Source organism: Pseudomonas sp. R3-18-08 (genome assembly GCF_003852065.1).
GTDB lineage: Bacteria > Pseudomonadota > Gammaproteobacteria > Pseudomonadales > Pseudomonadaceae > Aquipseudomonas.
Genome location: NZ_CP027729.1, coordinates 5,528,485 through 5,552,134 on the forward strand (window position 1 = coordinate 5,528,485; position 23,650 = coordinate 5,552,134).

24 protein-coding genes, 1 other RNA gene and 1 pseudogene are annotated in these 23,650 nt (G+C 61.1%); 11 read left to right on the forward strand and 15 right to left on the reverse strand.

Annotation, left to right across the window (positions count from 1 at the left end; translation table 11 throughout):
• The first annotated feature begins 4 nt into the window (after positions 1–4).
• From C4J92_RS25510 to C4J92_RS25520, 3 genes are all read left to right on the forward strand, one after another.
• Complete coding sequence (locus tag C4J92_RS25510; protein ID WP_124364885.1) at positions 5–451, forward strand: NfeD family protein; 447 nt, start codon at positions 5–7, stop codon at positions 449–451.
• A gap of 68 nt (positions 452–519) precedes the next feature.
• Positions 520–834, forward strand: a complete 315-nt coding sequence (locus tag C4J92_RS25515; protein WP_124364886.1) for a DUF2388 domain-containing protein — start codon at positions 520–522, stop codon at positions 832–834.
• A 163-nt stretch (positions 835–997) separates the two neighbouring features.
• Complete coding sequence (locus C4J92_RS25520; RefSeq protein ID WP_124405607.1) at positions 998–2,140, forward strand: DegT/DnrJ/EryC1/StrS aminotransferase family protein; 1,143 nt, start codon at positions 998–1,000, stop codon at positions 2,138–2,140.
• Positions 2,141–2,188: 48 nt separating this feature from the next.
• Here C4J92_RS25520 and gcvH read toward each other — a convergent pair whose 3' ends face one another.
• From gcvH to C4J92_RS25560, 8 genes are all read right to left on the reverse strand, one after another.
• Complete coding sequence (gene gcvH, locus C4J92_RS25525) at positions 2,189–2,572, reverse strand: glycine cleavage system protein GcvH (RefSeq protein WP_124405608.1); 384 nt, start codon at positions 2,570–2,572, stop codon at positions 2,189–2,191.
• 53 nt (positions 2,573–2,625) lie between these two features.
• Entirely contained in the window at positions 2,626–3,708 is a 1,083-nt protein-coding gene (gene gcvT / locus C4J92_RS25530; RefSeq protein WP_124405609.1) for a glycine cleavage system aminomethyltransferase GcvT, read from the reverse strand.
• A 156-nt stretch (positions 3,709–3,864) separates the two neighbouring features.
• Complete coding sequence (locus C4J92_RS25535) at positions 3,865–5,481, reverse strand: iron ABC transporter permease (protein ID WP_124405610.1); 1,617 nt, start codon at positions 5,479–5,481, stop codon at positions 3,865–3,867.
• Between the two features lie 161 nt (positions 5,482–5,642).
• Positions 5,643–6,647: an extracellular solute-binding protein gene (locus C4J92_RS25540; protein ID WP_124405611.1), complete on the reverse strand. Its 1,005-nt coding sequence runs from the start codon at positions 6,645–6,647 to the stop codon at positions 5,643–5,645.
• Positions 6,648–6,902: 255 nt separating this feature from the next.
• Entirely contained in the window at positions 6,903–8,120 is a 1,218-nt protein-coding gene (locus C4J92_RS25545) for a 2-octaprenyl-3-methyl-6-methoxy-1,4-benzoquinol hydroxylase (RefSeq protein WP_164487576.1), read from the reverse strand.
• A 61-nt stretch (positions 8,121–8,181) separates the two neighbouring features.
• Positions 8,182–9,369, reverse strand: a complete 1,188-nt coding sequence (gene ubiH / locus C4J92_RS25550; RefSeq protein WP_124405613.1) for a 2-octaprenyl-6-methoxyphenyl hydroxylase — start codon at positions 9,367–9,369, stop codon at positions 8,182–8,184.
• Positions 9,366–10,688 (reverse strand): Xaa-Pro aminopeptidase, encoded by a 1,323-nt coding sequence (pepP, locus tag C4J92_RS25555; protein ID WP_124405614.1) that lies wholly within the window; start codon positions 10,686–10,688, stop codon positions 9,366–9,368. Before pepP ends, ubiH begins: the two co-directional genes overlap by 4 nt.
• 19 nt (positions 10,689–10,707) lie before the next feature.
• Positions 10,708–11,265 carry a YecA family protein gene (locus C4J92_RS25560; protein WP_124372232.1) on the reverse strand — a complete coding sequence of 186 codons (558 nt, stop codon included), beginning with the start codon at positions 11,263–11,265 and terminating at the stop codon, positions 10,708–10,710.
• A 138-nt stretch (positions 11,266–11,403) separates the two neighbouring features.
• On the opposite strand from C4J92_RS25560, the gene C4J92_RS25565 reads away from it, so the two are divergent.
• The 4 genes from C4J92_RS25565 (at position 11,404) to C4J92_RS25580 (ending at position 12,824) form a co-directional block, all read left to right on the forward strand.
• On the forward strand, positions 11,404–11,613 hold the full coding sequence (locus tag C4J92_RS25565; protein ID WP_003177365.1) for a TIGR02449 family protein: 210 nt from the start codon (positions 11,404–11,406) through the stop codon (positions 11,611–11,613).
• Positions 11,610–11,927 (forward strand): cell division protein ZapA, encoded by a 318-nt coding sequence (locus tag C4J92_RS25570; RefSeq protein WP_005792389.1) that lies wholly within the window; start codon positions 11,610–11,612, stop codon positions 11,925–11,927. Before C4J92_RS25565 ends, C4J92_RS25570 begins: the two co-directional genes overlap by 4 nt.
• Before the next feature lie 30 nt (positions 11,928–11,957).
• A non-coding RNA gene (ssrS, locus tag C4J92_RS25575) (6S RNA) lies at positions 11,958–12,136 on the forward strand.
• 58 nt (positions 12,137–12,194) lie between these two features.
• A complete protein-coding gene (locus tag C4J92_RS25580; protein ID WP_124405861.1) occupies positions 12,195–12,824 on the forward strand; it encodes a 5-formyltetrahydrofolate cyclo-ligase in 630 nt (209 codons plus the stop codon).
• Between the two features lie 7 nt (positions 12,825–12,831).
• Here the strand turns inward: C4J92_RS25580 and C4J92_RS27045 are convergent, their stop codons facing one another.
• Positions 12,832–12,978, reverse strand: a complete 147-nt coding sequence (locus C4J92_RS27045) for a hypothetical protein (protein WP_015886446.1) — start codon at positions 12,976–12,978, stop codon at positions 12,832–12,834.
• 194 nt (positions 12,979–13,172) lie between these two features.
• Between C4J92_RS27045 and C4J92_RS25585 the strand changes: the two genes are divergently transcribed.
• Positions 13,173–13,622: an EVE domain-containing protein gene (locus tag C4J92_RS25585; RefSeq protein ID WP_124405615.1), complete on the forward strand. Its 450-nt coding sequence runs from the start codon at positions 13,173–13,175 to the stop codon at positions 13,620–13,622.
• Between the two features lie 4 nt (positions 13,623–13,626).
• On the opposite strand, the gene C4J92_RS25590 is transcribed toward C4J92_RS25585, so the two are convergent.
• Positions 13,627–14,034 (reverse strand): flagellar basal body-associated protein FliL, encoded by a 408-nt coding sequence (locus C4J92_RS25590; protein ID WP_124405616.1) that lies wholly within the window; start codon positions 14,032–14,034, stop codon positions 13,627–13,629.
• Between the two features lie 150 nt (positions 14,035–14,184).
• Between C4J92_RS25590 and C4J92_RS25595 the strand changes: the two genes are divergently transcribed.
• Positions 14,185–15,162, forward strand: a complete 978-nt coding sequence (locus C4J92_RS25595) for an NADPH:quinone oxidoreductase family protein (protein WP_124405617.1) — start codon at positions 14,185–14,187, stop codon at positions 15,160–15,162.
• 295 nt (positions 15,163–15,457) lie between these two features.
• The gene (gene glpT, locus C4J92_RS25600) at positions 15,458–16,795 is read left to right on the forward strand and encodes a glycerol-3-phosphate transporter (protein WP_124405618.1); all 1,338 of its coding nucleotides are present in this window, start codon (positions 15,458–15,460) and stop codon (positions 16,793–16,795) included.
• On the opposite strand, the gene C4J92_RS25605 is transcribed toward glpT, so the two are convergent.
• The gene (locus C4J92_RS25605) at positions 16,792–17,445 is read right to left on the reverse strand and encodes a gamma-glutamylcyclotransferase (RefSeq protein WP_124364902.1); all 654 of its coding nucleotides are present in this window, start codon (positions 17,443–17,445) and stop codon (positions 16,792–16,794) included. The genes glpT and C4J92_RS25605 overlap by 4 nt on opposite strands.
• Positions 17,446–17,598: 153 nt before the next feature.
• Between C4J92_RS25605 and C4J92_RS27585 the strand changes: the two are divergent.
• A pseudogene (locus C4J92_RS27585) lies at positions 17,599–17,670 on the forward strand (sn-glycerol-3-phosphate transporter); the annotation flags it as partial.
• 31 nt (positions 17,671–17,701) lie between these two features.
• Here C4J92_RS27585 and C4J92_RS25615 read toward each other — a convergent pair.
• From C4J92_RS25615 to rho, 4 genes are all read right to left on the reverse strand, one after another.
• A complete protein-coding gene (locus C4J92_RS25615) occupies positions 17,702–18,670 on the reverse strand; it encodes a CDP-6-deoxy-delta-3,4-glucoseen reductase (RefSeq protein ID WP_124405619.1) in 969 nt (322 codons plus the stop codon).
• Complete coding sequence (gene ubiD / locus C4J92_RS25620) at positions 18,670–20,136, reverse strand: 4-hydroxy-3-polyprenylbenzoate decarboxylase (RefSeq protein WP_124368770.1); 1,467 nt, start codon at positions 20,134–20,136, stop codon at positions 18,670–18,672. The genes C4J92_RS25615 and ubiD overlap by 1 nt, the downstream gene beginning before the upstream one ends.
• Before the next feature lie 59 nt (positions 20,137–20,195).
• Complete coding sequence (locus tag C4J92_RS25625) at positions 20,196–22,178, reverse strand: acyltransferase family protein (protein WP_124405620.1); 1,983 nt, start codon at positions 22,176–22,178, stop codon at positions 20,196–20,198.
• A 156-nt stretch (positions 22,179–22,334) separates the two neighbouring features.
• A complete protein-coding gene (gene rho, locus C4J92_RS25630) occupies positions 22,335–23,594 on the reverse strand; it encodes a transcription termination factor Rho (protein ID WP_003176825.1) in 1,260 nt (419 codons plus the stop codon).
• Positions 23,595–23,650: the final 56 nt, after the last annotated feature.

Consider the following 23,650-nt stretch of genomic DNA (forward strand, 5'->3'; position numbering starts at 1 on the left):
CATCATGTGGGAATTCCTGCTGCACCTTTCGTTCTGGGACTGGCTGGCGCTGGGCACCGTGTTGTTGATTCTCGAGGTGTTCGGCGCGGGAGGCTACCTATTGTGGATGGGTATCGCCGCAGCCGCCGTGGGAGTGATCAAGTTTATCGTCCCGCCCCTGGGACTTGAGTGGCAACTGCTGCTGTTCGCCCTGTTGTCGATATTGACGGCCGTGTACTGGTGGAAACGCCAACGCAGCGGCGCCAAGGCCAGCGATCAACCCGGCTTGAATGAGCGCGGTTCAGAGTTGGTCGGGCGCACCTTCGTGGTGCATCAGGCGATCGTGGATGGCAGGGGCAAGGTTAAAGTCGGCGATGGCGTATGGATGGTCACCGGTGCCGATGCGCCCGTAGGCGCTCAAGTGCGCGTGGTTGGCCAGGACGGGGTGGTTTTAAAGGTTGAAACTGTTTAGTCAGTGATGGAACTGGATCAGGTTAACTACAATCAAAATGTACAGATAACCCACCGGAGTCACCCATCATGCGTCTTAAATATGCTGTCGCAACCCTCGCTGTGCTCTCCCTCCCTGTCGGCTCAGCCATGGCCGATAGCTTCTGGCGTAATGTCATCTCGTCGGGCGCGACCACCGGCTCGACCTACCTGACCTTCAAGGACCACAAGCTGGTAGTCGCCGCCCAGGACGACGCCGGCAGCTTCGTCGCCAGCAACGGCGGCATTCGCGGCCCGTACCTGGAAGCGGCCATGCAGAAGGTCCGTGCTGATAACCCTGGCCTGCAAGCCACGGATATGGAACTGGCCAACGCCATCCTCGCGAAGAACGCTGTAACCGAGTAATACCTGCACGTTAAAAAATGCCGCTTTTTCAAGCGGCATTTTTTTGCCTGGAGCGTGACGAATCATTCACGGGCGACAGGCTATATTCAGTCGAGCCGTGCAACCATGCAGGGCTGACACGTCCATTACTCATCGCCTACCTGAAACGGATGCCCTCTTCGTCATGAGCCAACAGCCCTTCCTGCCGTTTTCCAAACCTACCATTGATGAAGCCACGATCTCGGCGGTCGGCGATGTGCTGCGCTCGGGCTGGATCACCAGCGGGCCGAAGGTGCAGGCGTTCGAAGCGCAGCTGTCGGAGTATTTCGGCGGCCGGCCGGTACGCACTTTCAACTCCGGCACCTGCACCATGGAGATTGCCCTGCGCATCGCCGGTATCGGGCCTGGGGATGAAGTCATTACCACACCGATTTCCTGGGTTGCCACGGCCAACGTTATTCTGGAGGTGGGCGCCACTCCGGTATTCGCCGATATCGACCCGGTGACCCGCAACATCGACCTGGCCCAGGTTGAAGCCGCGATAACCCCGCGCACCAAGGCGATCATCCCGGTCTATCTGGCCGGCTTGCCCCTGGACACGCCGATGCTTTATGCGCTGGCCAACAAGTACAACCTGCGCATCATCGAGGACGCCGCCCAGGCCCTGGGTTCCAGTTGGGACGGGCAACGCATCGGCGCTACCGGCGACTTTGTGTCGTTCAGTTTCCAGGCAAACAAGAACATCACCTCATCCGAAGGCGGCTGCCTGGTGCTCAACAACGCCGAAGAGGCCCGTCTGGCCGAGAAATACCGCCTGCAAGGCGTGACCCGCAGCGGTTTCGATGGCCTGGATGTGGACGTGTTGGGTGGCAAATTCAACATGACCGATATCGCCGCCGCCATTGGCCTGGGGCAGTTTGCGCATATCGAGAAGATCACCGCCCACCGCCAGAACCTGGCTCGGCACTACTTCGAATGCTTCGGCAGTGATTTTGAACAAGTGTACGGCGCGCAACTGCCGCCGGCCGACTTCGAAAACAGCAACTGGCACCTGTTTCAGCTGGTATTGCCGGAGCGTCAGGACGGTTTGCCTGCCCGCGCCACTTTTATGGAGCGGATGCAGGCCCACGGCGTCGGCATCGGTTATCACTACCCGCCGATCCACCTGCTGAGCCTGTATCGGGCACAAGGATTCAAGGAAGGTATGTTCCCGGTGGCGGAGCGTGTTGGGCGTTTGATCGTGTCGTTGCCGATGTTTACAGCGATGACAGAGGCGGATGTGGAGCGGGCTGTGGCGGCGGTCAAAGCGGTATTGAAAGCAGACTGATCACATAATGTGGGAGGGGGCAAACCCCCTCCCACATTGGTTTTGCGTTTACTCGCCGATGGCGGCTTTGTAGCCGGCGGCGTCGAGCAATTTATCCAGGTCAGCTGGGTTGCTTGGCTTGAGCTTGAAGATCCAGGCGCCGTACGGGTCAGAGTTCAGCAGCTCAGGACTACCGCTCAACTCTTCGTTGACCGCAATCACCTCGCCAGCAACCGGCGAGTAGATATCCGAAGCAGCCTTCACCGACTCAACCACACCCGCCTGGCCTTGCGCTTCAAAAGTGGCACCAACCTCAGCCAGTTCAACAAACACCACATCACCCAAGGCTTCCTGAGCATGGTCGGAGATCCCGACGGTCACGGTGCCGTCGGCTTCCAGACGGGCCCACTCATGACTTTCGGCAAAACGCAGGTCGGCAGGGATATCGCTCATAGTCTGTGTCCTCAAGAAGAAATGTCAGCGGCCATAGGCCTGCCGGAAAATAGTTAGATCAGGGTTTTGCCATGGCGTACAAAGGTCGGCTTGACCACTCGCACCGGGTACCACTTGCCGCGGATTTCCACTTCGGCCCGGTCGGCAGTCGCCGTCGGTACGCGCGCCAGGGCAATGGATTTGCTCAGCGTAGGTGAGAAACTACCACTGGTGATCTCCCCTTCGCCAACATTGGCGATACGAACCACCTGATGAGCGCGCAGAACCCCACGTTCTTCCAGGACCAGTCCCACTAATTTGAATTGCACCCCGGCAGCCTTTTCCGCCTCCAGCGCGGCGCGGCCGATGAAATTTCGCCCAGCGGGCTCCCAGGCGATGCTCCAAGCCATGTTGGCGGCCAGGGGTGATACCTGCTGGTGGATATCCTGGCCATACAGGTTCATGCCGGCTTCCAGGCGCAGGGTATCGCGGGCACCGAGGCCGATGGGGGAAATACCGGCGCCCACCAGATCGTTGAAAAAACCCGGCGCCTGGTCGGCAGGCAGGACAATTTCCAGGCCGTCTTCGCCGGTGTAACCGGTGCGGGCAATAAACCAGTCGCCGTCGGCCTGGCCTTCGAACGGCTTGAGCTGATGGATCAGGGTGCCACGGGACTGGGTCACCAATTCGGCGATCTTGTGCCGCGCATGGGGACCTTGAATGGCGAGCATGGCCAGCTCGGAGCGCTCCTGGAGTTGCACTTGATAGCTGCCCAGTTGCGCCTGCATCCAGGCCATGTCCTGGTCACGGGTGGCGGCGTTGACCACCAGCCGGTAACCGGTTTCGGTACGGTAGACGATCATGTCGTCCACTACCCCGCCCTGCTCGTTGAGCATGGCGCTGTACAACGCGCGGCCGCAGCCGTGCAATCGATCGACATCATTGGCCAGCAAGTGCTGGAGCCATTCCTTGGCCTGAAGGCCGCTGACATCGATCACGGTCATATGAGATACATCGAACACCCCGCAGTCGCGCCGCACCTGATGGTGCTCCTCAACCTGCGAGCCGTAATGCAAAGGCATATCCCAACCGCCAAAATCGACCATTTTCGCGCCGAGGGCGAGATGCAGGTCATACAGAGGCGTACGCTGTCCCATGGGTGTCTCCTTCCGGGCTTGGCGAAGGTGCGCAGAGTTGCCGCCAGTGCCGAGCGCCTTGGATTACAAGGCCTGCAGACACATGCGCCAACCCGCCTCGAAAGACGCGGCACACCGAATGCCGCGCATTGTAGCCGCAAGCTGTAGGACTGGCACCTAACCGATTTGTCGTGCGGAGCGTCGGATCAGCCCGACGACCGGCAACAACCCAACCAGTACCAGGGTCAGCGCCGGCAACGAGGCCCGCGCCCATTCCCCTTCACTGGTCATTTCAAAGATCCGCACCGCCAGGGTGTCCCAGCCAAACGGGCGCATCAGCAAGGTGGCGGGCATTTCCTTGAGCACATCGACGAACACCAGCAGCGCCGCGCTCAGGGTGCCGGGCAGCAACAGTGGCAGATACACCTTGCAAAACAGTTGTGGTCCGCTTACCCCCAGACTTCGTGCGGCCTCGGGCAACGACGGACGGATACGCGCCAGGCTGTTTTCCAGCGGCCCGTAGGCCACCGCCAGGAACCGCACCAGATACGCGAGCACCAGCGCCGAGAGGCTGCCCAGCAGCAACGGTTTGCCCGCACCGCCCAGCCAGCCCGACAGCGGCACCACCAGTTCGCGGTCCAGGTAGCTGAAGGCGAGCATGATCGACACCGCCAGCACCGAGCCGGGCAAGGCATAACCGACATTGGCCAGGCTGATGCCGGAGCGAATCGCCCGAGTCGGCGCAAGGCGGTTGGCGAACGCCAGTATCAGCGCCACGCCGACGGTGATCAGCGCCGCAATCGCGCCCAGATACAGGGTATGCAGGATCAGGCCGGTGTAGCGCTCATCCAGGTCGAACCGGCCACGCTGCCAGAACCACACCACCAGTTGCAGCACCGGGATCACAAACGCGCAGGCGAACACCAAGCCACACCAGCCACTGGCCGCTGCCGCCTTGAACCCACGCAGGTGATACAACGCCTTGCCTCGCGGGCGCTCGTTGCTGGGTCGGCTTGCTCCACGGGCGCGCCGTTCGCCATACAGCACCAGCATCACCACCAGCAGCAACAGACTGGCCAGTTGGGCAGCGCTGGACAGGCTGAAAAAGCCATACCAGGTTTTATAGATGGCGGTGGTGAACGTGTCGAAATTGAACACCGAGACCGCACCGAAATCCGCCAGGGTTTCCATCAAGGCCAGGGCGACCCCCGCCCCAATCGCCGGACGCGCCATGGGCAGCGCCACGCGCCAGAACGCCTGCCAGGGCGACTGGCCCAGCACCCGCGCCGCTTCCATCAAGCCCTTGCCCTGAGCCAGGAATGCAGAGCGCGCCAGCAGGTAGACATAGGGGTAGAACACCAGCACCAATACGATGATCACGCCGCTGGTGGAGCGCACACGCGGCAGGCGCAGCCCGGCGCCGAACACGTCGCGCAGCAGGGTTTGCACGGGGCCCGCAAAATCCAGCAGTCCCACGAACACGAAGGCCAACACGTAGGCCGGAATTGCAAAGGGCAGCATCAGTGCCCAGTCCAACCAGCGGCGGCCGGGGAATTCGCAGAGGCTGGTCAGCCAGGCCAGGCTTACGCCCAGTAACGTCACGCCAAGGCCGACGCCGAGCACCAGGGTCAAGGTGTTACCCAGTAAACGTGGCATCTGGGTGTCCCAGAGGTGGGACCAGATCTGGTAGTCGACGCTTTGCCAGGACAGCAACAGCACGCTCAGCGGCAGCAGCACCAGGGCGGCGACGCTGAAGACCGGCAGGTACCAGCGGCGTTGGGCGGGATGGGCCAAGAGCAAATTCCCTGGGAATGGACTATCTGAAAGCAGACATAAAACAGTGTGGGAGGGGGCTTGCCCCCGATGGCGGTGAATCAGCCACTGATGATTAGACTGACACTCCGCAATCGGGGGCAAGCCCCCTCCCACATTTTGATCTGCGGCGATTTACAAGATCAGTTCCAGCCGGCGCGATCCATCAAGCGGATAGCCTCGGCCTGGCGCTTGCCCGCCACTTCCACCGGCAAGGTGTCGGCCACGAATTTGCCCCAGCTCGCCACCTCCGCCGACGGCGCTACCGCTGGGTTGGCGGGGAACTCCTGGTTCACATCGGCGAAAATCTGCTGCGCCTCGGGCGTGGTCATCCACTCCACCAAAGCCTTGGCCGCCTCTGGGTGTGGCGCGTGCTTGGTCAGGCCGATGCCCGACAGGTTCACATGCACGCCACGGTCGCCCTGGTTCGGCCAGAATAGCTTCACCGCCAGGTCCGGCTTCTGCTTGTGCAGGCGACCGTAGTAGTACGTGTTGACGATACCCACATCGCATTGCCCGGCATTGATCGCCTCCAGCACCGCAATATCGTCGGAGAACACGTCGGTGGACAGGTTATTCACCCAGCCTTTGACGATTTCTTCAGTCTTGCTCGCGCCATGGGTTTCGATCAGCGTGGCGGTCAGTGACTGGTTGTAGACCTTTTTCGCCGTGCGCAGGCACAGCCGGCCTTCCCACTGTTTGTCGGCCAGGGCTTCGTAGGTGGTCAGGTCGCCCGGTTTTACCCGGTCGGTGGAGTAGGCGATGGTCCGCGCGCGCAGGCTCAAGCCGGTCCAGGCGTGGGCCGAAGAACGGTATTGCAACGGAATGTTCTTGTCGATCACCTCGGAGGTGAACGGCTGCAGGATGCCCATCTGCTCGGCCTGCCAGAGGTTGCCGGCGTCGACGGTGAGCAGCAGGTCGGCGGTGGCGTTTTCGCCTTCGGCCTTGATGCGCTGCATCAGCGGCGCTTCCTTATCGGTGATGAATTTGACCTGTACACCGGTCTTGCGGGTGTAGGCGTCGAACACCGGCTTGATCAGTTCGTCGATGCGCGAGGAGTACACCACCACTTCGTCGGCGGCCTGCACGGCGGTGCTGCCGATCAGGGTGAGTGCCAGGGCAGTCAGGAGGCGCTTGGGTGCCAACATGGGTGCGGTCGCTCATTTGCAAAAAGAGCGCAAATGATAAGGACTCACATTTGGTACCGCTTGCTGGAGGCGTTACCAGATGTTGCACAGTCGAAAAGCGAAAGGAGTTCCCTGTAGGAGCGAGCTTGCTCGCGAAAAACCTCCAGGCAACGTGTTCATTCTGAATAAACGCGGGGCCCCTGAGTTTTTCGCGAGCAAGCTCGCTCCTACAAAAAGCCTTAACTGGCTGGCATTAGGGCTTGCCCCCTCCCACAGTCACAGTTTGGCGAGTTCCGGCAAATCCCCGCTCAAACCCAGCGCCTGGCGTACAAACAATGCCTTGGCTTCGGGCAACTGGTCGACCATTTTCAACCCGGCATTGCGCATCCAGCGCAACGGCAGTTGATCGGCCTGGAACAAGCGCTCGAAGCCCTCCATTGCCGCCATCAGCGCCAGGTTATGCGGCATGCGCCGCCGCTCGTAGCGGCTCAGCACCTTCACATCCGCCAGACGCTCGCCACGTTCGTTGGCCGCCAGCAGCACTTCGGCCAGCACCGCGGCATCGAGAAACCCCAGGTTCACGCCCTGCCCCGCCAACGGGTGGATGACGTGAGCCGCATCGCCAATCAATGCCAGGCCTTCGGCCACATAGCGTTTGGCGTGGCGCTGACGCAACGGCACGCAGACGCGCGGGTCGGCGCTGATCACGTTGCCCAGGCGCCCTTCAAAGGCGCGCTCCAATTCATCACAAAAGCGTTCATCATCCAGGGCCATCAGGCGCTCGGACTCCGCCGGCGTGGTCGACCACACAATCGAGCACCAATCCTCTTGCCCATCGCGCACCAGCGGCAAAAACGCCAGCGGGCCGGTATCGGTGAAGCGTTGCCACGCCGTGCGCCGGTGCGGCTGGCTGCTGCGCACGCTGGTCACGATGGCGTTATGCAGGTAATCCCATTCACGGGTGGGAGTGCCGGTCAGGCGGCGCACCGCCGAGTTGGCGCCATCGGCGGCGACCACCAGCGGCGCGCGCAGCTTGCGCCCATCGGCCAGGGTCAGCAGCCAGTCATCGCCGGAACGGCGCATCTGCTCCAGGCGCGCCGTGGCCAGCAGCCCCAGGTCGCAATCATGCAAGCGGTCCAGCAAGGCATCCTGGACCACACGGTTCTCGACGATATGCCCCAGCACCTCGGCATGTACGCTGGCTGCCGAAAAGTGGATCTGCCCGGTGCCGCTGCCGTCCCACACGTGCATCTCGCCATACGGGCTGGCGCGACGCTGGACGATGCCGTCCCACACGCCAAGGCGCTCCAGAATGCGCTGGCTGGCGGCGGATAACGCACTCACTCGCGGTTCAAACGCCGCCGCCGGCTCGAACGGCTTGACGCTCAGGGGGCTGCCGTCAAGCAGCAACACCTGCAGGCCACTGCCCTGCAACGCCAGCGCCAGGGCGCTTCCGACCATTCCGGCCCCGACAATCAGCACATCTGCGTGCATGTCCATGCTTTAAGCCTTGTCTCGTGTGCGGCACAGGCCGCCAATAAAGTGATGGGCCGGCTCAAACATCGGAGCGCACCCCCAGCCCCATGGCCTGGCGGGCGAACCAGCGTTTGGCCGGCGGCAACAGGTCCAGGCCAAGCAGGCCCATGTTGCGCCCCAGCGCTACCAACGGTTGCCCGCTGCCGAACAGGCGCGTGACTTGGTCGGAGAAACCCACGGTCAGTTGCTGGTCCAGGCGCTGGCGCTCGCGATAGCGTTGCAGTGTCGCCAGGTCACCCGGCACTGCCGGCCCGGCCAGCAAGGCTTCGGCCAGGGCGTTGGCATCGCGCAGGGACAGGTTGAAACCCTGCCCGGCGATCGGGTGCAGGCTGTGCGCGGCATTGCCGAGCACCACCAGGTGCGAGCGCACTTGTTCTTCCGCTTCCACCAGGCTCAGCGGATAAAGATGCCGCGCGCCCACTTGTTTCAGGGTGCCCAGGCGATAGCCGAACACGCCCTGCAATTCGCTCAGGAAACTGCGCTCATCCAGGTTAGCCAGGCGCTGGGCGTCCATGCCGATGCGGGTCCACACCAGCGCACAGCGGTTGTCCGGCAGCGGCAGCAAGGCCATTGGCCCCTCATCGGTGAAACGCTCGAACGCTTCGCCATTGTGGGCTTCGCTCGGGGTGATATTGGCGATTAGCGCGCTCTGGTTGTAGGGCCGGGTTTTCACGCCGATGCCAAGCTGCTCGCGCAGACCGGAGCGACCGCCATCGGCCAATACCGCAAGCTCGCATTCCAGTACGGTTTCGTCATTGAGGGTCAGGCGATAGCCATCGGGCAGCGGCTCCATCCGCGTCACTTCCGCCGGGCAGCGCCAGCTCACCACGTCCTTGTCCAGGCCTTGCCACAGGCATTGGCCGAGCCAGGCGTTTTCCACCACGTAACCGAGGGCCGGCACCCCCTCTTCCAGGGCTGACAGACGCGCGGTGGAGAAGCGTCCACGGTCGGACACATGAATCTGCTTGATCGGCTCGGCGCGACGGAAAATGTCCTGCCACACGCCCAGGCGCTGATAGATCTGCCGGGCACCAAAGGACAACGCCGAAGAACGCGCATCGTAGCTTGGCTGATAGCTGTCACCCGGCGCGAAGGGTTCGATCAGTGCGATTTTCCAGCCGCGCGCCTTGGCCCCGGCCTGCAACGCCAGGGCCAGGCTCGCGCCCACCAGGCCGCCGCCGATGATCGCCAGGTTGACCCGGCTCATCGGGCAGCCGCCATCAGTGCTTCGATCTCGGCCACCGTCTTGGGCACCGCGCCGGTCAGGATTTCACAGCCTTGCTTGGTCACTATCACGTCGTCCTCGATGCGTACGCCAATGCCACGCCACTTCTTCGCTACGTTCTGGTTGTCCGGTGAAATATAGATCCCCGGCTCCACGGTCAAGGCCATGCCGACTTCCAGCACGCGCCATTCACCGCCCACTTTGTACTCGCCCACGTCATGCACATCCATGCCCAGCCAGTGGCCGGCGCGGTGCATGTAAAAGGCGCGGTAGGCTTCGCTGGCGATCAACTCGTCAACGTCGCCTTGCAGCAACCCCAGCTTGACCAACCCGGCAGTGATGACCTGCACGGTCGCCTCATGCGCCTGGTTCCAATGCTTGTTCGGCGCGATCTGCTTGAAGGCGGCTTCCTGGGAAGCCAGCACAATTTCGTAGATCGCCTTCTGCTCGGGCGAAAACCTGCCATTGACCGGCCAGGTGCGGGTGATGTCACTGGCGTAGCAGTCGATCTCGCAACCGGCGTCGATCAGCACCAGGTCACCGTCCCTGAGCAGCGCGTCATTCTGCTGGTAATGCAGGATGCAGCTGTTGCGCCCGGACGCGACGATGGAGCCATAGGCCGGCATTTTCGCGCCGCCCTTGCGGAACTCGTAATCCAGCTCGGCTTCCAGGCTGAACTCATGCAGGCCGGCACGGCTGGCCTGCATCGCCCGCACATGGGCCGCGCAGGAAATCCGCGCCGCCTCGCGCATCACCTTCACTTCCGCCGCCGATTTATACAGGCGCATGTCGTGCAGCAGATGATCCAGGGCAACGAATTCGTTTGGCGGCTGGGCGCCCAGGTGCGCTTTGGAGCGGATCACGTTGATCCACTCCATTACATGCCGGTCGAATTCGGCATTGCTGCCCATGGCTGAATACACCCGGTCACGGCCTTCGATCAGGCCGGGCAGGATGTCGTCGATGTCGGTGATGGGAAACGCGTCGTCAGCCCCGTAATCACGGATCGCGCCTTCGGTGCCGGCGCGCAGGCCATCCCACAATTCGCGTTCGGCATTGCGCTCGCGGCAGAACAGCACGTACTCGCCATGCTGACGACCGGGCATCAGCACGATCACCGCTTGCGGTTCGGGAAAACCGCTCAGGTACTGGAAGTCGCTGTCCTGGCGGTAGACATGCTCCACATCACGATTGCGGATCGCCACGGCGGCGGCCGGCAGGATAGCGATGCTGTTGGGTTCCATCTGCGCCATGAGCGCCTTGCGGCGACGGGTGTATTCCGCTTTGGGGATATGGATCATGGGCAGATGGGCTTCCTTTTTAGTGCAGCGACGGCTTGGGCGAAGCAGGCTCAGCGGACTTCTTGGTCTCGGTGAACAGCAGCAACGGCGCGACGCGCAGGTATTCCATGACTTCCATGTAGTCGCCCTCGCCGTCCTCGGACTCTTCCAGGGCGTCTTGCACCTGGGAGATGGCGGCCAGGTCCTGCAGCACCTCCTTGGCGTCGGTGCTCAGCTCCAGGCCACCGGCGTTCACGCCGAAACCGTGGAGGAAACCCTGGCACCATTGGCCCAGCGCGGCGGCGCGTTCGGCCAGCGGCGCATCGTCGGTGGGCAGCAGCAGGACCACGGTGACGTCATCACCGGTCAGCTCGCCCTTGACCATCTCTTGCAGGCCGATCAGCGCATTGCGCACGTTTTCTTCGGGTTCTTTCTCCAGCAGCTCGGCCACATCGGCCAGCCAGTTGTCGGCATCGAAGCCGACACCGGTGCAGCTGCGGCCCAACAGCACACCGTGCAGTTCGGCAGGCGAGCAAGGATGGCCGCTGGTGCTCAGCAGTTTGGAAAAAGCGTCGTACGGGGAGTTCTGAATGGGCATGGTGAGCTAGGCGCCAGACGGCGCAATGTCTAGAATGGAGCGCTGTATCCTAGCACCGGCAGACGTACCAAGACTATCGAGGGCGTCAGATCGTTTATCCTGCAGTTGCCATTCATCAGACAAATCCAGTGGAACCCAATGGAAGACACCGACCTGCAAGCGCTGATGGCCAGACTCGAACTGCTAATTGATCGGGTCGAGCAACTTAAGAGTCAAAACGGACTCCTACTAGCTCAGGAAAAAACCTGGCGCGAGGAACGCGCTCACCTCATTGAAAAAAACGAAATCGCCCGGCGTAAGGTCGAATCGATGATTTCGCGCCTGAAGGCCCTGGAGCAAGACTCATGAGTTCAAGCAATAGCGTTACCGTGCAGATCCTCGACAAAGAATATTCGATCATCTGCCCCCAGGAAGAGCGCAGCAACCTGGTGAGCGCTGCCCGCTACCTGGACGGCAAGATGCGTGAAATCCGCAGCAGCGGCAAAGTGATCGGCGCCGACCGCATCGCCGTGATGGCCGCGCTGAACATTACCCACGACCTGCTGCATAAGCAGGAACGCCCTGACGTGCAGGCCAGCGGCTCGACCCGCGAGCAAGTGCGTGACCTGCTCGAACGCGTTGATCTGGTGCTTTCCACCGATTCAGACGCACCCAAGGGCTGATTGCCGAGTCTGTTTAAGGTATACTCGCCCCACTCCCTGGCGTGCTTGCCAGTCGGCGATGTCCCGGAGCCGATTCGCACTACCCTGGAAGTTGCACGTTGGGCTGGTGTGCATGTCCGCTAGACGGAAAGCCTTAAAGCCTACTGCTTCTTCCACCTTGAACTTTCGGGTTCAAGGGCTTAGTCGACAGCGGTTCTGTCGGGGAGCCTGAATTCCCAAACTCAATGCCAGTCCCAGGACTGGCATTGTTTTATGAGCCGAAAAGCCATGACCGAACCTGCGCCGCTTTCCCGTCCGCAACTTCGACGCATGTTGCGCAAAGCCCGCCGCGCCCTCACGCCCCGCGAGCAGCGCCAGGCCGCCTGCGGCCTGTATCGGCAACTGGCACAGCACCCGCTGTTTCGCCGGGCCAAACATATTTCCTTATATCTACCGACGGACGGCGAAATCGATCCGCGTTTGCTGCTGCGCGCTGCCCAACGCCAGGGCAAGGCCACCTACCTGCCTGTACTGAGTGCGTGGCCACGTACCAAGATGGTGTTCCAACGTGTGCGGCCTGGGGATAAGTTATTGCCCAACCGCTTTCGCATTCTGGAGCCACGGGCCAATGCCCGGCGCCAGCGCAAGGTATGGGCACTGGACCTGGTGCTGCTGCCGTTGGTGGGGTTCGATAACGAGGGTGGGCGATTGGGCATGGGGGGCGGATTCTATGACCGCAGCCTGGCCTACCTTGCCAGGCGAAAAACCTGGCGCAAGCCGACGCTGCTGGGGCTGGCCCATGAATGTCAGCAAGTCGATCGCCTGGCGCAGGCGAGCTGGGACGTGCCGCTGGCGGGCACGGTCACCGATAAGCAATGGTATGTCGCAGAAACGTCGCTGGAACCGCGACGCGGATAAAACCGTGTTAACGCTTGAATTGCTGTTGCACAGGCGAGAGCTCAACCGGCGCATCGGTCTTGTTCGACCACAGGCTCTGGGCATACCCGGTGGTCACGACGCCCAGACCAAACAAAATTACCAAAATCCATAGTAAATCCGGTTTACGTTGCATCGATTGCCCCCCTTCAGGCACCTCGTACACGATGACAACAACGTTCCAAAGTAGTCCGTTGCAGCTGCACCAAGCTTAAAAGCCGGCATTCTGCGGTAACGTGAACCAACACGCAAACCTTGACGCCAACCGACTGTCGGTTTGTCATGGCATTGCCCGACAACTTGCCCAATGCCTTTCTCAGGAGCCCCGAAATGGCCTACTGGCTGATGAAATCCGAGCCCGACGAGCTCTCCATCAACGACCTGGAAAAGCTCGGCGAAACGCGCTGGGACGGGGTTCGCAACTACCAGGCGCGCAATTTCCTGCGCGCCATGGCGGTGTGCGATGAGTTTTTCTTCTATCACTCCAGTTGCCCGGAGCCCGGCATTGCCGGTATCGGCAAAATTATCCAGGCCGCCTACCCCGACCCCACCGCGCTGGAACCGGACAGCCACTATTTCGACGCCAAGGCCAGCGCGGAGAAAAACCCGTGGAGCGCAATTGACGTCGCACATGTCCAGACGTTTTCGAACGTGCTGGCCCTGGGCTATCTGAAACAGCAGACCGCCCTTGCCGAACTGCCTCTGGTGCAAAAAGGTAGCCGGCTCTCGGTGATGCCGGTGACTGCCGAGCAATGGGCGGCGGTCATGGGTTTGCGCTGAGGCGTTACTGGATGATCAAGTTGTTGAACAACAGGTCTTCGACCACCGGCTTGCCGGTCTCATCGTTCATCACTTGCTGCGTTTGCTTCAACGCTTCCTGACGCAGCTTTTCCTTACCTTCAACGCTGCTCATGGCTTCGTTGGTCTGCTGGGTAAACAGCGCCACCAACTGGTTGCGAATCAACGCATCGTTGGCTTTGACCGCGGCGGCGGCTTCGGGCCCGGTCACGCGCAGGGCGATGTCAGCCTTGAACACCTTGAGTTTCGCCGTGCCATCCAGGCCGTAGTTACCCACGAACGGCGGGCTCAGGCTGATATAGCTGACCTTCGGCGCCTCGCCCTCTTTGGCTTCTTCGGCCTGAGCCGCCATCGGCAAGGTCAGGGCCAGCATCAACAGGATCCACGCTTTCACAGTTCATTCCTCGAATTCGGTTGCCGGGTAGCATAACGCTAGCAAGGCTGAGCACAAGCTTATGGGGGCTTATCAGGCGCGGGCATGCTCGTTGACCCACGGGCGTACCCTCCTACACTTATCGGCCACGACGCCAAAAGGAATAGTCCGATGAAAGCTGTGCTGTGCAAAGCCTTCGGCCCCGCCGAAAACCTGGTGCTGGAAGAGATCGCCAGCCCTGCGATCAAGCAGAACGAAATCCTGCTGGACGTGCACGCGGCCGGAGTGAATTTCCCGGACACCCTGATCATCGAAGGCAAGTATCAGTTCAAGCCGCCCTTCCCGTTTTCGCCGGGTGGCGAAGCGGCGGGCGTGGTGAGTGAGGTCGGGGAGAAGGTCAGCCACTTGAAAGTCGGTGATCGTGTGATGGCCCTGACCGGCTGGGGCAGCTTTGCCGAGCAGGTCGCGGTGCCGGGCTATAACGTGCTGCCGATCCCGCCGAGCATGGACTTCAACACCGCCGCCGCCTTCAGCATGACCTACGGCACCTCGATGCACGCGCTGAAACAGCGGGCAAACCTGCAACCCGGCGAAACCCTGTTGGTGCTCGGCGCTTCCGGTGGTGTGGGCCTGGCCGCCGTGGAAATCGGCAAGGCCATGGGCGCTCGGGTGATCGCCGCCGCCAGCAGCGCCGACAAGCTGGCGGTGGCCAAGGCGGCCGGCGCCGATGAGCTGATCAACTACAGCGAAGCCAGCCTTAAGGACGAGGTCAAGCGCCTGACCGGTGGCAACGGCGCCGATGTGATCTACGATCCCGTGGGTGGCGACCTGTTTGACCAGGCCATCCGCTCGATCGCCTGGAACGGCCGCTTGTTGGTGGTGGGCTTTGCCAGTGGGCGCATCCCGGAACTGCCGGTGAACCTGGCACTGCTCAAGGGCGCGGCGGTGGTGGGGGTGTTCTGGGGTTCGTTTGCCCAGCGTCAGCCCCAGGACAATGCGGCGAATTTTCAGCAGTTGTTCACCTGGTATGGCGAGGGCAAGTTGAAGCCGTTGGTGTCGCAGGTGTATCAGTTGGAACAGGCTGCCCAGGCTATTAACGACCTGGGGCAGCGCAAGGCGGTGGGCAAGGTGGTCGTCCAGACCCGCTGATAGCCAGTTGAAATGCGATCAATGTGGGAGGGGGCTTGCCCCCGATTGCAGTGGATCAGTTGACACATATGTTGACTGAACCACCGCTATCGGGGGCAAGCCCCCTCCCACATTTGGATCTCCAGCGCCTGCAGAATCCACTTACGACCACACCTTATCTATTCGCGACATGTTCATAAGAGAACATGCAATTGCTCCCATTTCCTGTGTTTGCAGATAAGAGGCGATGCTATTTTCGGTAACGAAACTGTAACATTCGCATCCGCAGTCAAAACAAGAAATCTGGAGCTCTTGAATGTTTGCTTTCTTTCGCCCTGCCGCACATCAGGCGCCCCTGCCTGAAGAAAAAATAGACACGACCTACCGACGGCTGCGCTGGCAGATCTTCGCCGGTATTTTCATCGGTTACGCCGGCTACTACCTGCTGCGCAAAAACTTCTCCCTGGCCATGCCCTACCTGATCGACGAGGGTTACACCCGTGGGGAACTGGGCCTGGCGATGTCGGCCATCGCGATTGCCTACGGCTTGTCCAAGTTCCTCATGGGCCTGGTGTCCGACCGCTCCAACCCGCGCTACTTCCTGCCCTTCGGCCTGCTGGTTTCAGCGGGGGTGATGTTCATTTTCGGTTTCGCGCCTTGGGCAACGTCCAGCGTGACCATGATGTTCATTTTGTTGTTCATCAACGGTTGGGCCCAGGGCATGGGCTGGCCGCCGAGTGGGCGGACCATGGTGCACTGGTGGTCGCAGAAGGAACGCGGCGGCGTGGTGTCGGTGTGGAACGTGGCGCACAACGTCGGCGGCGGCCTGATCGGCCCGCTGTTCCTCTTAGGCATGGCCTGGTTCAACGACTGGCATGCGGCATTCTACGTGCCGGCCACGGTGGCGCTGGCGGTGGCGGTGTTTGCCTTCATCACCATGCGTGACACCCCGCAATCGGTCGGCCTGCCGCCTATCGAAAAGTACAAGAACGACTACCCGGAAGGCTACGACGCCAGCCACGAAGACGAATTCAGCGCCAAGGAAATCTTCGTCAAGTACGTGCTGCGCAACAAAATGCTGTGGTACATCGCGTTCGCCAACGTGTTCGTCTACCTGCTGCGCTACGGCGTACTGGACTGGGCGCCGACCTACTTGAAAGAAGCCAAGCATTTCACGGTCGACAAGTCGTCGTGGGCGTATTTCTTCTACGAGTGGGCCGGTATCCCGGGCACGCTGCTGTGCGGCTGGATGTCGGACAAGATCTTCCGTGGCAATCGTGGCCTGACCGGCATCGTGTTCATGGCGCTGGTGACCGTGGCTACCCTGGTTTACTGGCTTAACCCGCCGGGCAATCCAACGGTCGACATGATCGCGCTGGTTTCCATCGGCTTCCTGATCTACGGCCCGGTGATGCTGATCGGCCTGCAGGCGCTGGAACTGGCACCGAAGAAAGCCGCCGGTACGGCTGCGGGTTTCACCGGCCTGTTCGGCTACCTGGGCGGTTCGGTGGCCGCGAGTGCGGCGATGGGCTACACCGTGGACCACTTCGGTTGGGACGGCGGTTTCGTGCTGTTGATCGGCGCGTGCGTCCTGGCGATTGCCTTCCTGATCCCAACGCTGTGGCACACCAACAGCGTCAGCTCGGCGCGTTAACCGCCTGAGCAATCCTTTGCACAACGCTTGAGCCGCGCCTCCAGGTTTTTATCTGGCATGGCGTGGCTACGCAGGGCGTTCACGGTCTGTTCGACATAATCGCGAGTGGTGCCGTAACGCCCGCAAGCGCTTTGCAGCACATGATTGAGCACGATATCGGGCAAGTTGCCGGCATAGCTGGGCAAGTGCCGCTCCAGCACAAACCCCAACGCCTGTACCTGGCTGCCATCTTCCAGCCGGCAACTGAGCCAGTGCGGTCGATAGGACGGGTAAGGCATTTCGCGTTGCCACAACGCATAGAGCGAAGCCTCCAGCTGATCTTCCGGCAAGCGGTAAGCAAACCCGCTGCACGAGCCGCCCCGATCCAGCCCGAACACCAGGCCCGGCAGCTCCGGCGTGCCCCGGTGTTCATGGGACCACAGGTACAAGCCCCGATGATAACCATGGACCCGCGCTCGCACCCGCTCGGTAGATGAACATTCCGGGCGCCAGATCAGCGAACCATATGCAAACAGCCAGACCGGCCCACCCTTGTGCCGAGCCATGGTGGCCTGCATCGAGCTCATCAATTGTTCGTGAGTGAGTTGCGGCCCCAAGTCGAGCCGCGGAGGGTAAGCCAACTGCAAAAGATCGGTTTCAATGGCGGTCATGGCGAAAAGCGATGCGCCTCCTATGTATTACCAGTTGTAAGCGACTTTACCGTAATAAAACGCGCCGCTGTAACCGTACGGCGAAAAAGTGCTGTACGCGTACGCTGGCAAGCGCTATGGCATGAGCGAGTACCTGGCGTACCTGAAGGTCACGGCCCGCTGGCGGCGGAATGGGTGCTGCTGGGCTTCAATGCGGCAATGGTGACGACGGGATTACGTTTCTGAGCGGGCAATTTCCAGTGTGGGCTTGCTCTGCTCAGGGCCGAGGGGCATAGGCAAACACGTCAGCGCGCATCTGGTGCGCATCCATACCGGCGTCGACCAACGCATCCAGCGTGCCGTAGATCATCGCCGGGGATCCACTGGCGTATACATGCACGGCCTTAAGGTCGGCAATGTCTTCGCACACGGCTTCATGCAGCAACCCGCAACGTCCTTCCCAGCCGCACAGGTCACTGACGACTTTGTGCAGGAACAGGTTGGGCAGTTGCCGCCACTGATCCCAGTGCTCGATCTCGTAGAAATCTTCCGGGCGACGCACGCCCCAGTACAGGTGCACCGGGTGATTGAAGCCCGAAGCCCGGCAATGCTCGATCAGGCTGTGCATCTGAGCCATGCCGGTACCGGCGGCGATCAGCACCAGCGGCCCGTCCGGCAGCTCCGCCAGGTGAGTGTCACCGAACGGCAGTTCGACGCGGGCCATCTGATTGCGCTGGAGCTGGTCCAACAGGTTGCGTGCGCTGTCTTCGCGGGCCAGTACGTGCAGTTCCAGCTCGCGTGCACAGTGAGGCGCCGACGCCAGGGAAAACGCCGACTTCTCACCGTTCTCACGTTCGATCATCAGGTATTGCCCGGCGTGGTAACGCACGGCCTTGCCCGCCGGGGCGCGCAGGCGCACGCGCCACACATCGCCGCCGACTTCCACGCATTCGCTCAATTGGCACGCCAACTTGCGCAACGGCAGTTCTCCCGGCGCCAGCACGCCATCCCACAAGACAATGCAATCTTCCAACGGCTCGGCGATGCAGGTGTAGAACTCACCATGGTCACGCACCTCACCCGCCTGCTGCACCCGGCCCTCCACCAGCAGCGCCGCGCAGACGTGGCAGACGCCGTTGCGACAGGCCTGCGGGCATTCGTAGCCCAGGCGGCGCGCGCCATCGAGAATTCGTTCGCCAGGGTCCAGTTCCAGGACCGCGCCGGAAGGTTGCAAGGTTACACGCATCAATCTATTCCCAATTCTTTCCAGATTGCATCGACGCGAGCAGTCACTGCGTCATCCTTGACGATCACCCGGCCCCACTCGCGGGTTGTTTCGCCCGGCCATTTGTGAGTGGCGTCCAGGCCCATTTTCGACCCAAGGCCTGAAACCGGCGAGGCAAAATCGAGGTAATCGATGGGCGTGTTGTCGATCATTACCGTGTCGCGCTTGGGGTCCATGCGCGTAGTAATGGCCCAGATCACGTCATTCCAGTCGCGAGCATTGATGTCGTCGTCAGTGACGATAACGAACTTGGTGTACATGAATTGTCGTAAAAACGACCACACGCCCAGCATTACCCGCTTGGCATGGCCCGGATACGACTTCTTCATGGTGACGATGGCCATGCGGTACGAGCAACCTTCCGGCGGCAGGTAGAAGTCGGTGATTTCCGGAAACTGCTTTTGCAGGATCGGCACGAACACTTCGTTCAGCGCCACGCCGAGAATGGCCGGCTCGTCTGGAGGCCGGCCGGTGTAGGTGCTGTGGTAGATCGGTTTGATCCGATGGGTGATGCGCTCGACGGTGAACACCGGAAAGCTGTCGACTTCGTTGTAATAACCCGTGTGGTCACCGTAAGGCCCTTCATCGGCCATCTCACCGGGGTGAATCACACCCTCGAGGATGATTTCGGCGGTGGCCGGCACTTGCAGGTCATTACCACGGCACTTCACCAATTCGGTGCGGTTGCCACGCAGCAGGCCGGCAAAGGCGTATTCGGACAGGCTGTCCGGCACTGGCGTCACGGCGCCCAGAATGGTGGCCGGGTCGGCGCCGAGGGCCACGGACACCGGGAACGGCTGGCCCGGATGCTTTTCACACCACTCGCGAAAGTCCAGGGCGCCGCCACGGTGGCTCAGCCAACGCATGATCACCTTATTGCGGCCGATCACTTGCTGGCGGTAGATGCCGAGGTTCTGGCGGTCCTTGTTCGGGCCCTTGGTGACGGTCAGGCCCCAGGTGATCAGCGGGCCGACATCGCCGGGCCAGCAGGTCTGCACCGGGAGCATGGCCAGGTCGACGTCATCGCCTTCGATGACCACTTCCTGGCACACCGCGTCCTTGACCACCTTGGGCGCCATGGCAATGATCTTGCGAAAGATCGGCAGCTTCGACCAGGCGTCCTTCAAGCCTTTGGGCGGCTCGGGCTCTTTGAGGAAGGCCAGCAGCTTGCCGATCTCGCGCAGCTCGCTGACCGCCTCGGCGCCCATGCCAAAGGCAACGCGTTCGGGGGTGCCGAACAGGTTGCCGAGCACCGGGATGTCAAAGCCGGTCGGGTTCTCGAACAGCAGCGCCGGGCCCTTGTTGCGCAAGGTGCGGTCGCAAATCTCAGTCATTTCCAGTACCGGTGAAATCGGCATCTGGATACGTTTCAACTCTCCGCGCTGCTCAAGTTGCTGCACGAAATCCCGAAGATCCTTGAATTTCATTAACCATGCCACCCGTAAAATAGGCGTACATCCTACCTGCTCTAGAGGCGGCTGGCAGCTTAATTGGCCGTCAACCCCCGTGATTGCAGCGATCTGAACAACGGCTCCAGGAAGGCCTCGATGTGCCGCGCGCCTACGTCGGAAAGGTGGTTATCGTCGGTGTACAGCGCGCGGCCATTGAGTTCCACCCGGCACAAGCCGTCGGTGCCGCACAGCAAGGGCGCGGGGTCCAGCACCCTGACACCGCTGTCGGCCGCCGCCAGCTCGTCAAACAGCTGGGTAATAAAGGCCTGGCGCTTCACATGCTCGGCCACGGCAAGCCCTTCACCGTCCACCGGTCGGTTCATCATTGCCAGGCGACTGAGGCGGTAAGGCACGATGATTTCCTGCAGCGGCACCTCCTTGACCAGCCAGACCTTATGCCCGGCAGCGCGCAGCGCCTGGATGCGCTCGCGCAGGCCCTGGGCAAAGCGCTGCTCGGCGACCGCACGCACATACTCACCAGTGCTGGGGTCCTTGAGCGCATGCTCTTTGTCGCCCGACATTTGCCCATAGACATACAGGCTCCAGCGCGCCGCCAGCACCACATCGCTGAATTTTTTCTCGGCCATCGCCTTCTCGACGCGACGGTTGAAATGCGCGCACCGGGCAATATTCTCCAGGCCATCCAACGGAATACAGCCCGCGAAGCTGGCTTCAACCAGGCTGATATCGTGGCGATCAGCGCCCTCTTTGAGTGCCGGAATCAGCGCGGTGGCATGACTGTCACCCCATACCAGCGCCGAGACGGACTGGGTTGGCGGACCGAAATGGCAGAACAACCGCTCGTCGGGCGTGTCTTTGTCAGCCATGCACGCCAGCAGGTCCGGGCTCCACTTTTTCGCCTGGGCGAAACGCAACGCCTGTTCGGACAACCGTGAAGGCACACCGTCGAATTCGCGTATCGCAAGGCCCGTAAAGCCCAGCCCCAGGATGCCGACCACGGCTGCCGCCAGAATTGCCTTGCGGGCGGCCAACAAGCGTTTTTCACGAAACGGCGTTTCCACGAAGCGCCAGGACAAGTAGCCCAGCAGCAACGAGAGCAGCATCAACCCGGCCAACTCCAGGGTGCTCAAGCCATCCACCGCAGCATAGTTGGCGTACACGAACACCGGCCAATGCCACAGGTACCAGGAATAGGAAATCAGCCCGATACCGACCATCAGCCGCGTACTCAACAGGCGCCCGACCCAGGTGTGTTGCTGCCCGTTGGCCCAGATCAGCCCGACGACACCCAGCACCGGCAATAGCGCGGTCGCGCCGGGGAAAGGGGTTTTCGCGTCGTAACCCAATACGGCGATCAGAATCATTGCCATGGAGGCCAGGCTGATCCCCTGCGCCAGGGCAGGCGAGGCGCGCCACTCATATTTGGGCAGCACCGCCAGCATCGCGCCGGCCAACAACTCCCAGGCCCGCAGGTGCAGCAGGAAAAACGCTTTTTGCGGCTCATGCTCAACCGCCCAGACGCTCATGCCAAAAGAGCCCAGCAACACCGCGAACAGCGCCAGGCGCCAGTGCTTCAGGCGGCTTGAAAGCAACGTGAGCAGCAGCGGGAAAACAATATAGAACTGCTCTTCTACCGCCAGCGACCAAGTATGCAGCAGAGGCTTGATGTCAGAGGACACATCGAAGTAGCCATGCTGGCGCGCGAACAGCAAATTTGAGGTAAAGGTCACCTGATAGTGCGCCGACCGCCCCAACTCCTCATAGTCCTTGGGCGCCAACAGGAACCAGCCCACCGCCAGTGTCGCTGCAATCATTACAAACAGCGCCGGCAGGATGCGCCGTGCGCGGCGGGCCCAGAAATCAATGAAACTGAAGCGTCCGGCCTGGCGCTCGCGCCAGATAATGGACGTGATCAGAAAACCGGAAATAACGAAGAAGACGTCAACGCCAACGAAACCGCCGGTAAGGCCAGGAACGCCGAAGTGAAACAACACGACGGCGAGGACAGCGATGGCACGCAGCCCATCGATGTCTCTGCGGTAAGCAAGAGTGGTCATAAGGATTGTGGTCAGTCTGTGACGAAAGGAGTGAGCGTAGTCGCGCGTACAATTTTTGTTACTTAACGGACACTTATGCCATAAAACCCGATGAATCTCGACGCAAAAAAATGGCGCCCCCATTGGGGCGCCATTTTTCGGACCTGAAACGCGGTTTTACTTGCGCTTCATCGACAGGAAGAACTCGTCGTTGGTCTTGGTGGTTTTCAGCTTGTCGATCAGGAACTCGATGGCGGCCACTTCGTCCATCGGGTGCAGCAGCTTGCGCAGGATCCACATGCGCTGCAGTTCGTCGTCGGCGGTCAGCAACTCTTCGCGGCGCGTGCCGGAGCGGTTGATGTTGATAGCCGGGAACACACGCTTTTCAGCGATACGACGGTCCAGGGGCAGTTCCATGTTGCCGGTACCCTTGAACTCTTCGTAGATCACTTCGTCCATCTTCGAGCCGGTTTCAACCAGCGCGGTGGCGATAATGGTCAGCGAGCCGCCTTCTTCGATGTTGCGCGCGGCGCCGAAGAAACGCTTTGGCTTCTCCAGGGCGTGGGCATCGACACCACCGGTCAGCACCTTGCCGGAGCTCGGGATCACGGTGTTGTAGGCACGGGCCAGACGGGTGATGGAGTCGAGCAGGATCACCACGTCTTTCTTGTGCTCGACCAGGCGCTTGGCCTTCTCGATCACCATTTCAGCCACCTGCACGTGGCGGGTCGGCGGCTCATCGAACGTCGAGGCAACCACTTCGCCACGCACGGTGCGCTGCATTTCGGTCACTTCTTCCGGACGCTCATCGATCAACAGTACGATCAGGTGAACTTCAGGATTGTTACGCGCAATGTTCGCTGCAATGTTTTGCAGCATGATCGTTTTACCGGCTTTCGGCGGCGCAACGATCAGGCCACGCTGGCCCTTGCCGATGGGGGCGCACAGGTCGATCACACGACCGGTCAAGTCTTCGGTGGAACCGTTGCCGGCTTCCATCTTCATGCGCACGGTCGGGAACAGCGGGGTCAGGTTCTCGAAGAGAATCTTGTTTTTCGCGTTCTCTGGACGATCGAAGTTGATCGTGTCGACCTTGAGCAGAGCGAAGTAACGCTCGCCTTCCTTCGGAGGGCGGATCTTGCCCACGATGGTGTCGCCGGTGCGCAAGTTGAAGCGACGGATCTGGCTCGGCGAGACGTAGATATCGTCTGGGCCGGCAAGATAGGAAGCGTCTGCGGAGCGGAGGAAGCCGAAGCCGTCCTGGAGAATCTCCAGCACGCCATCACCGGAGATTTCCTCGCCGCTTTTCGCGTGCTTCTTGAGCAGGGAGAAAATCACGTCCTGCTTGCGCGAACGGGCCATATTTTCTATGCCCATTTCTTCGGCCAGTTGGAGCAGGTCGGTAATCGGCTTTTGCTTGAGTTCAGTCAGATTCATATAGGAATGACGTAATCATTTATGGAGGGGGGAAATTAAGCTTTTGGCTTAATGAG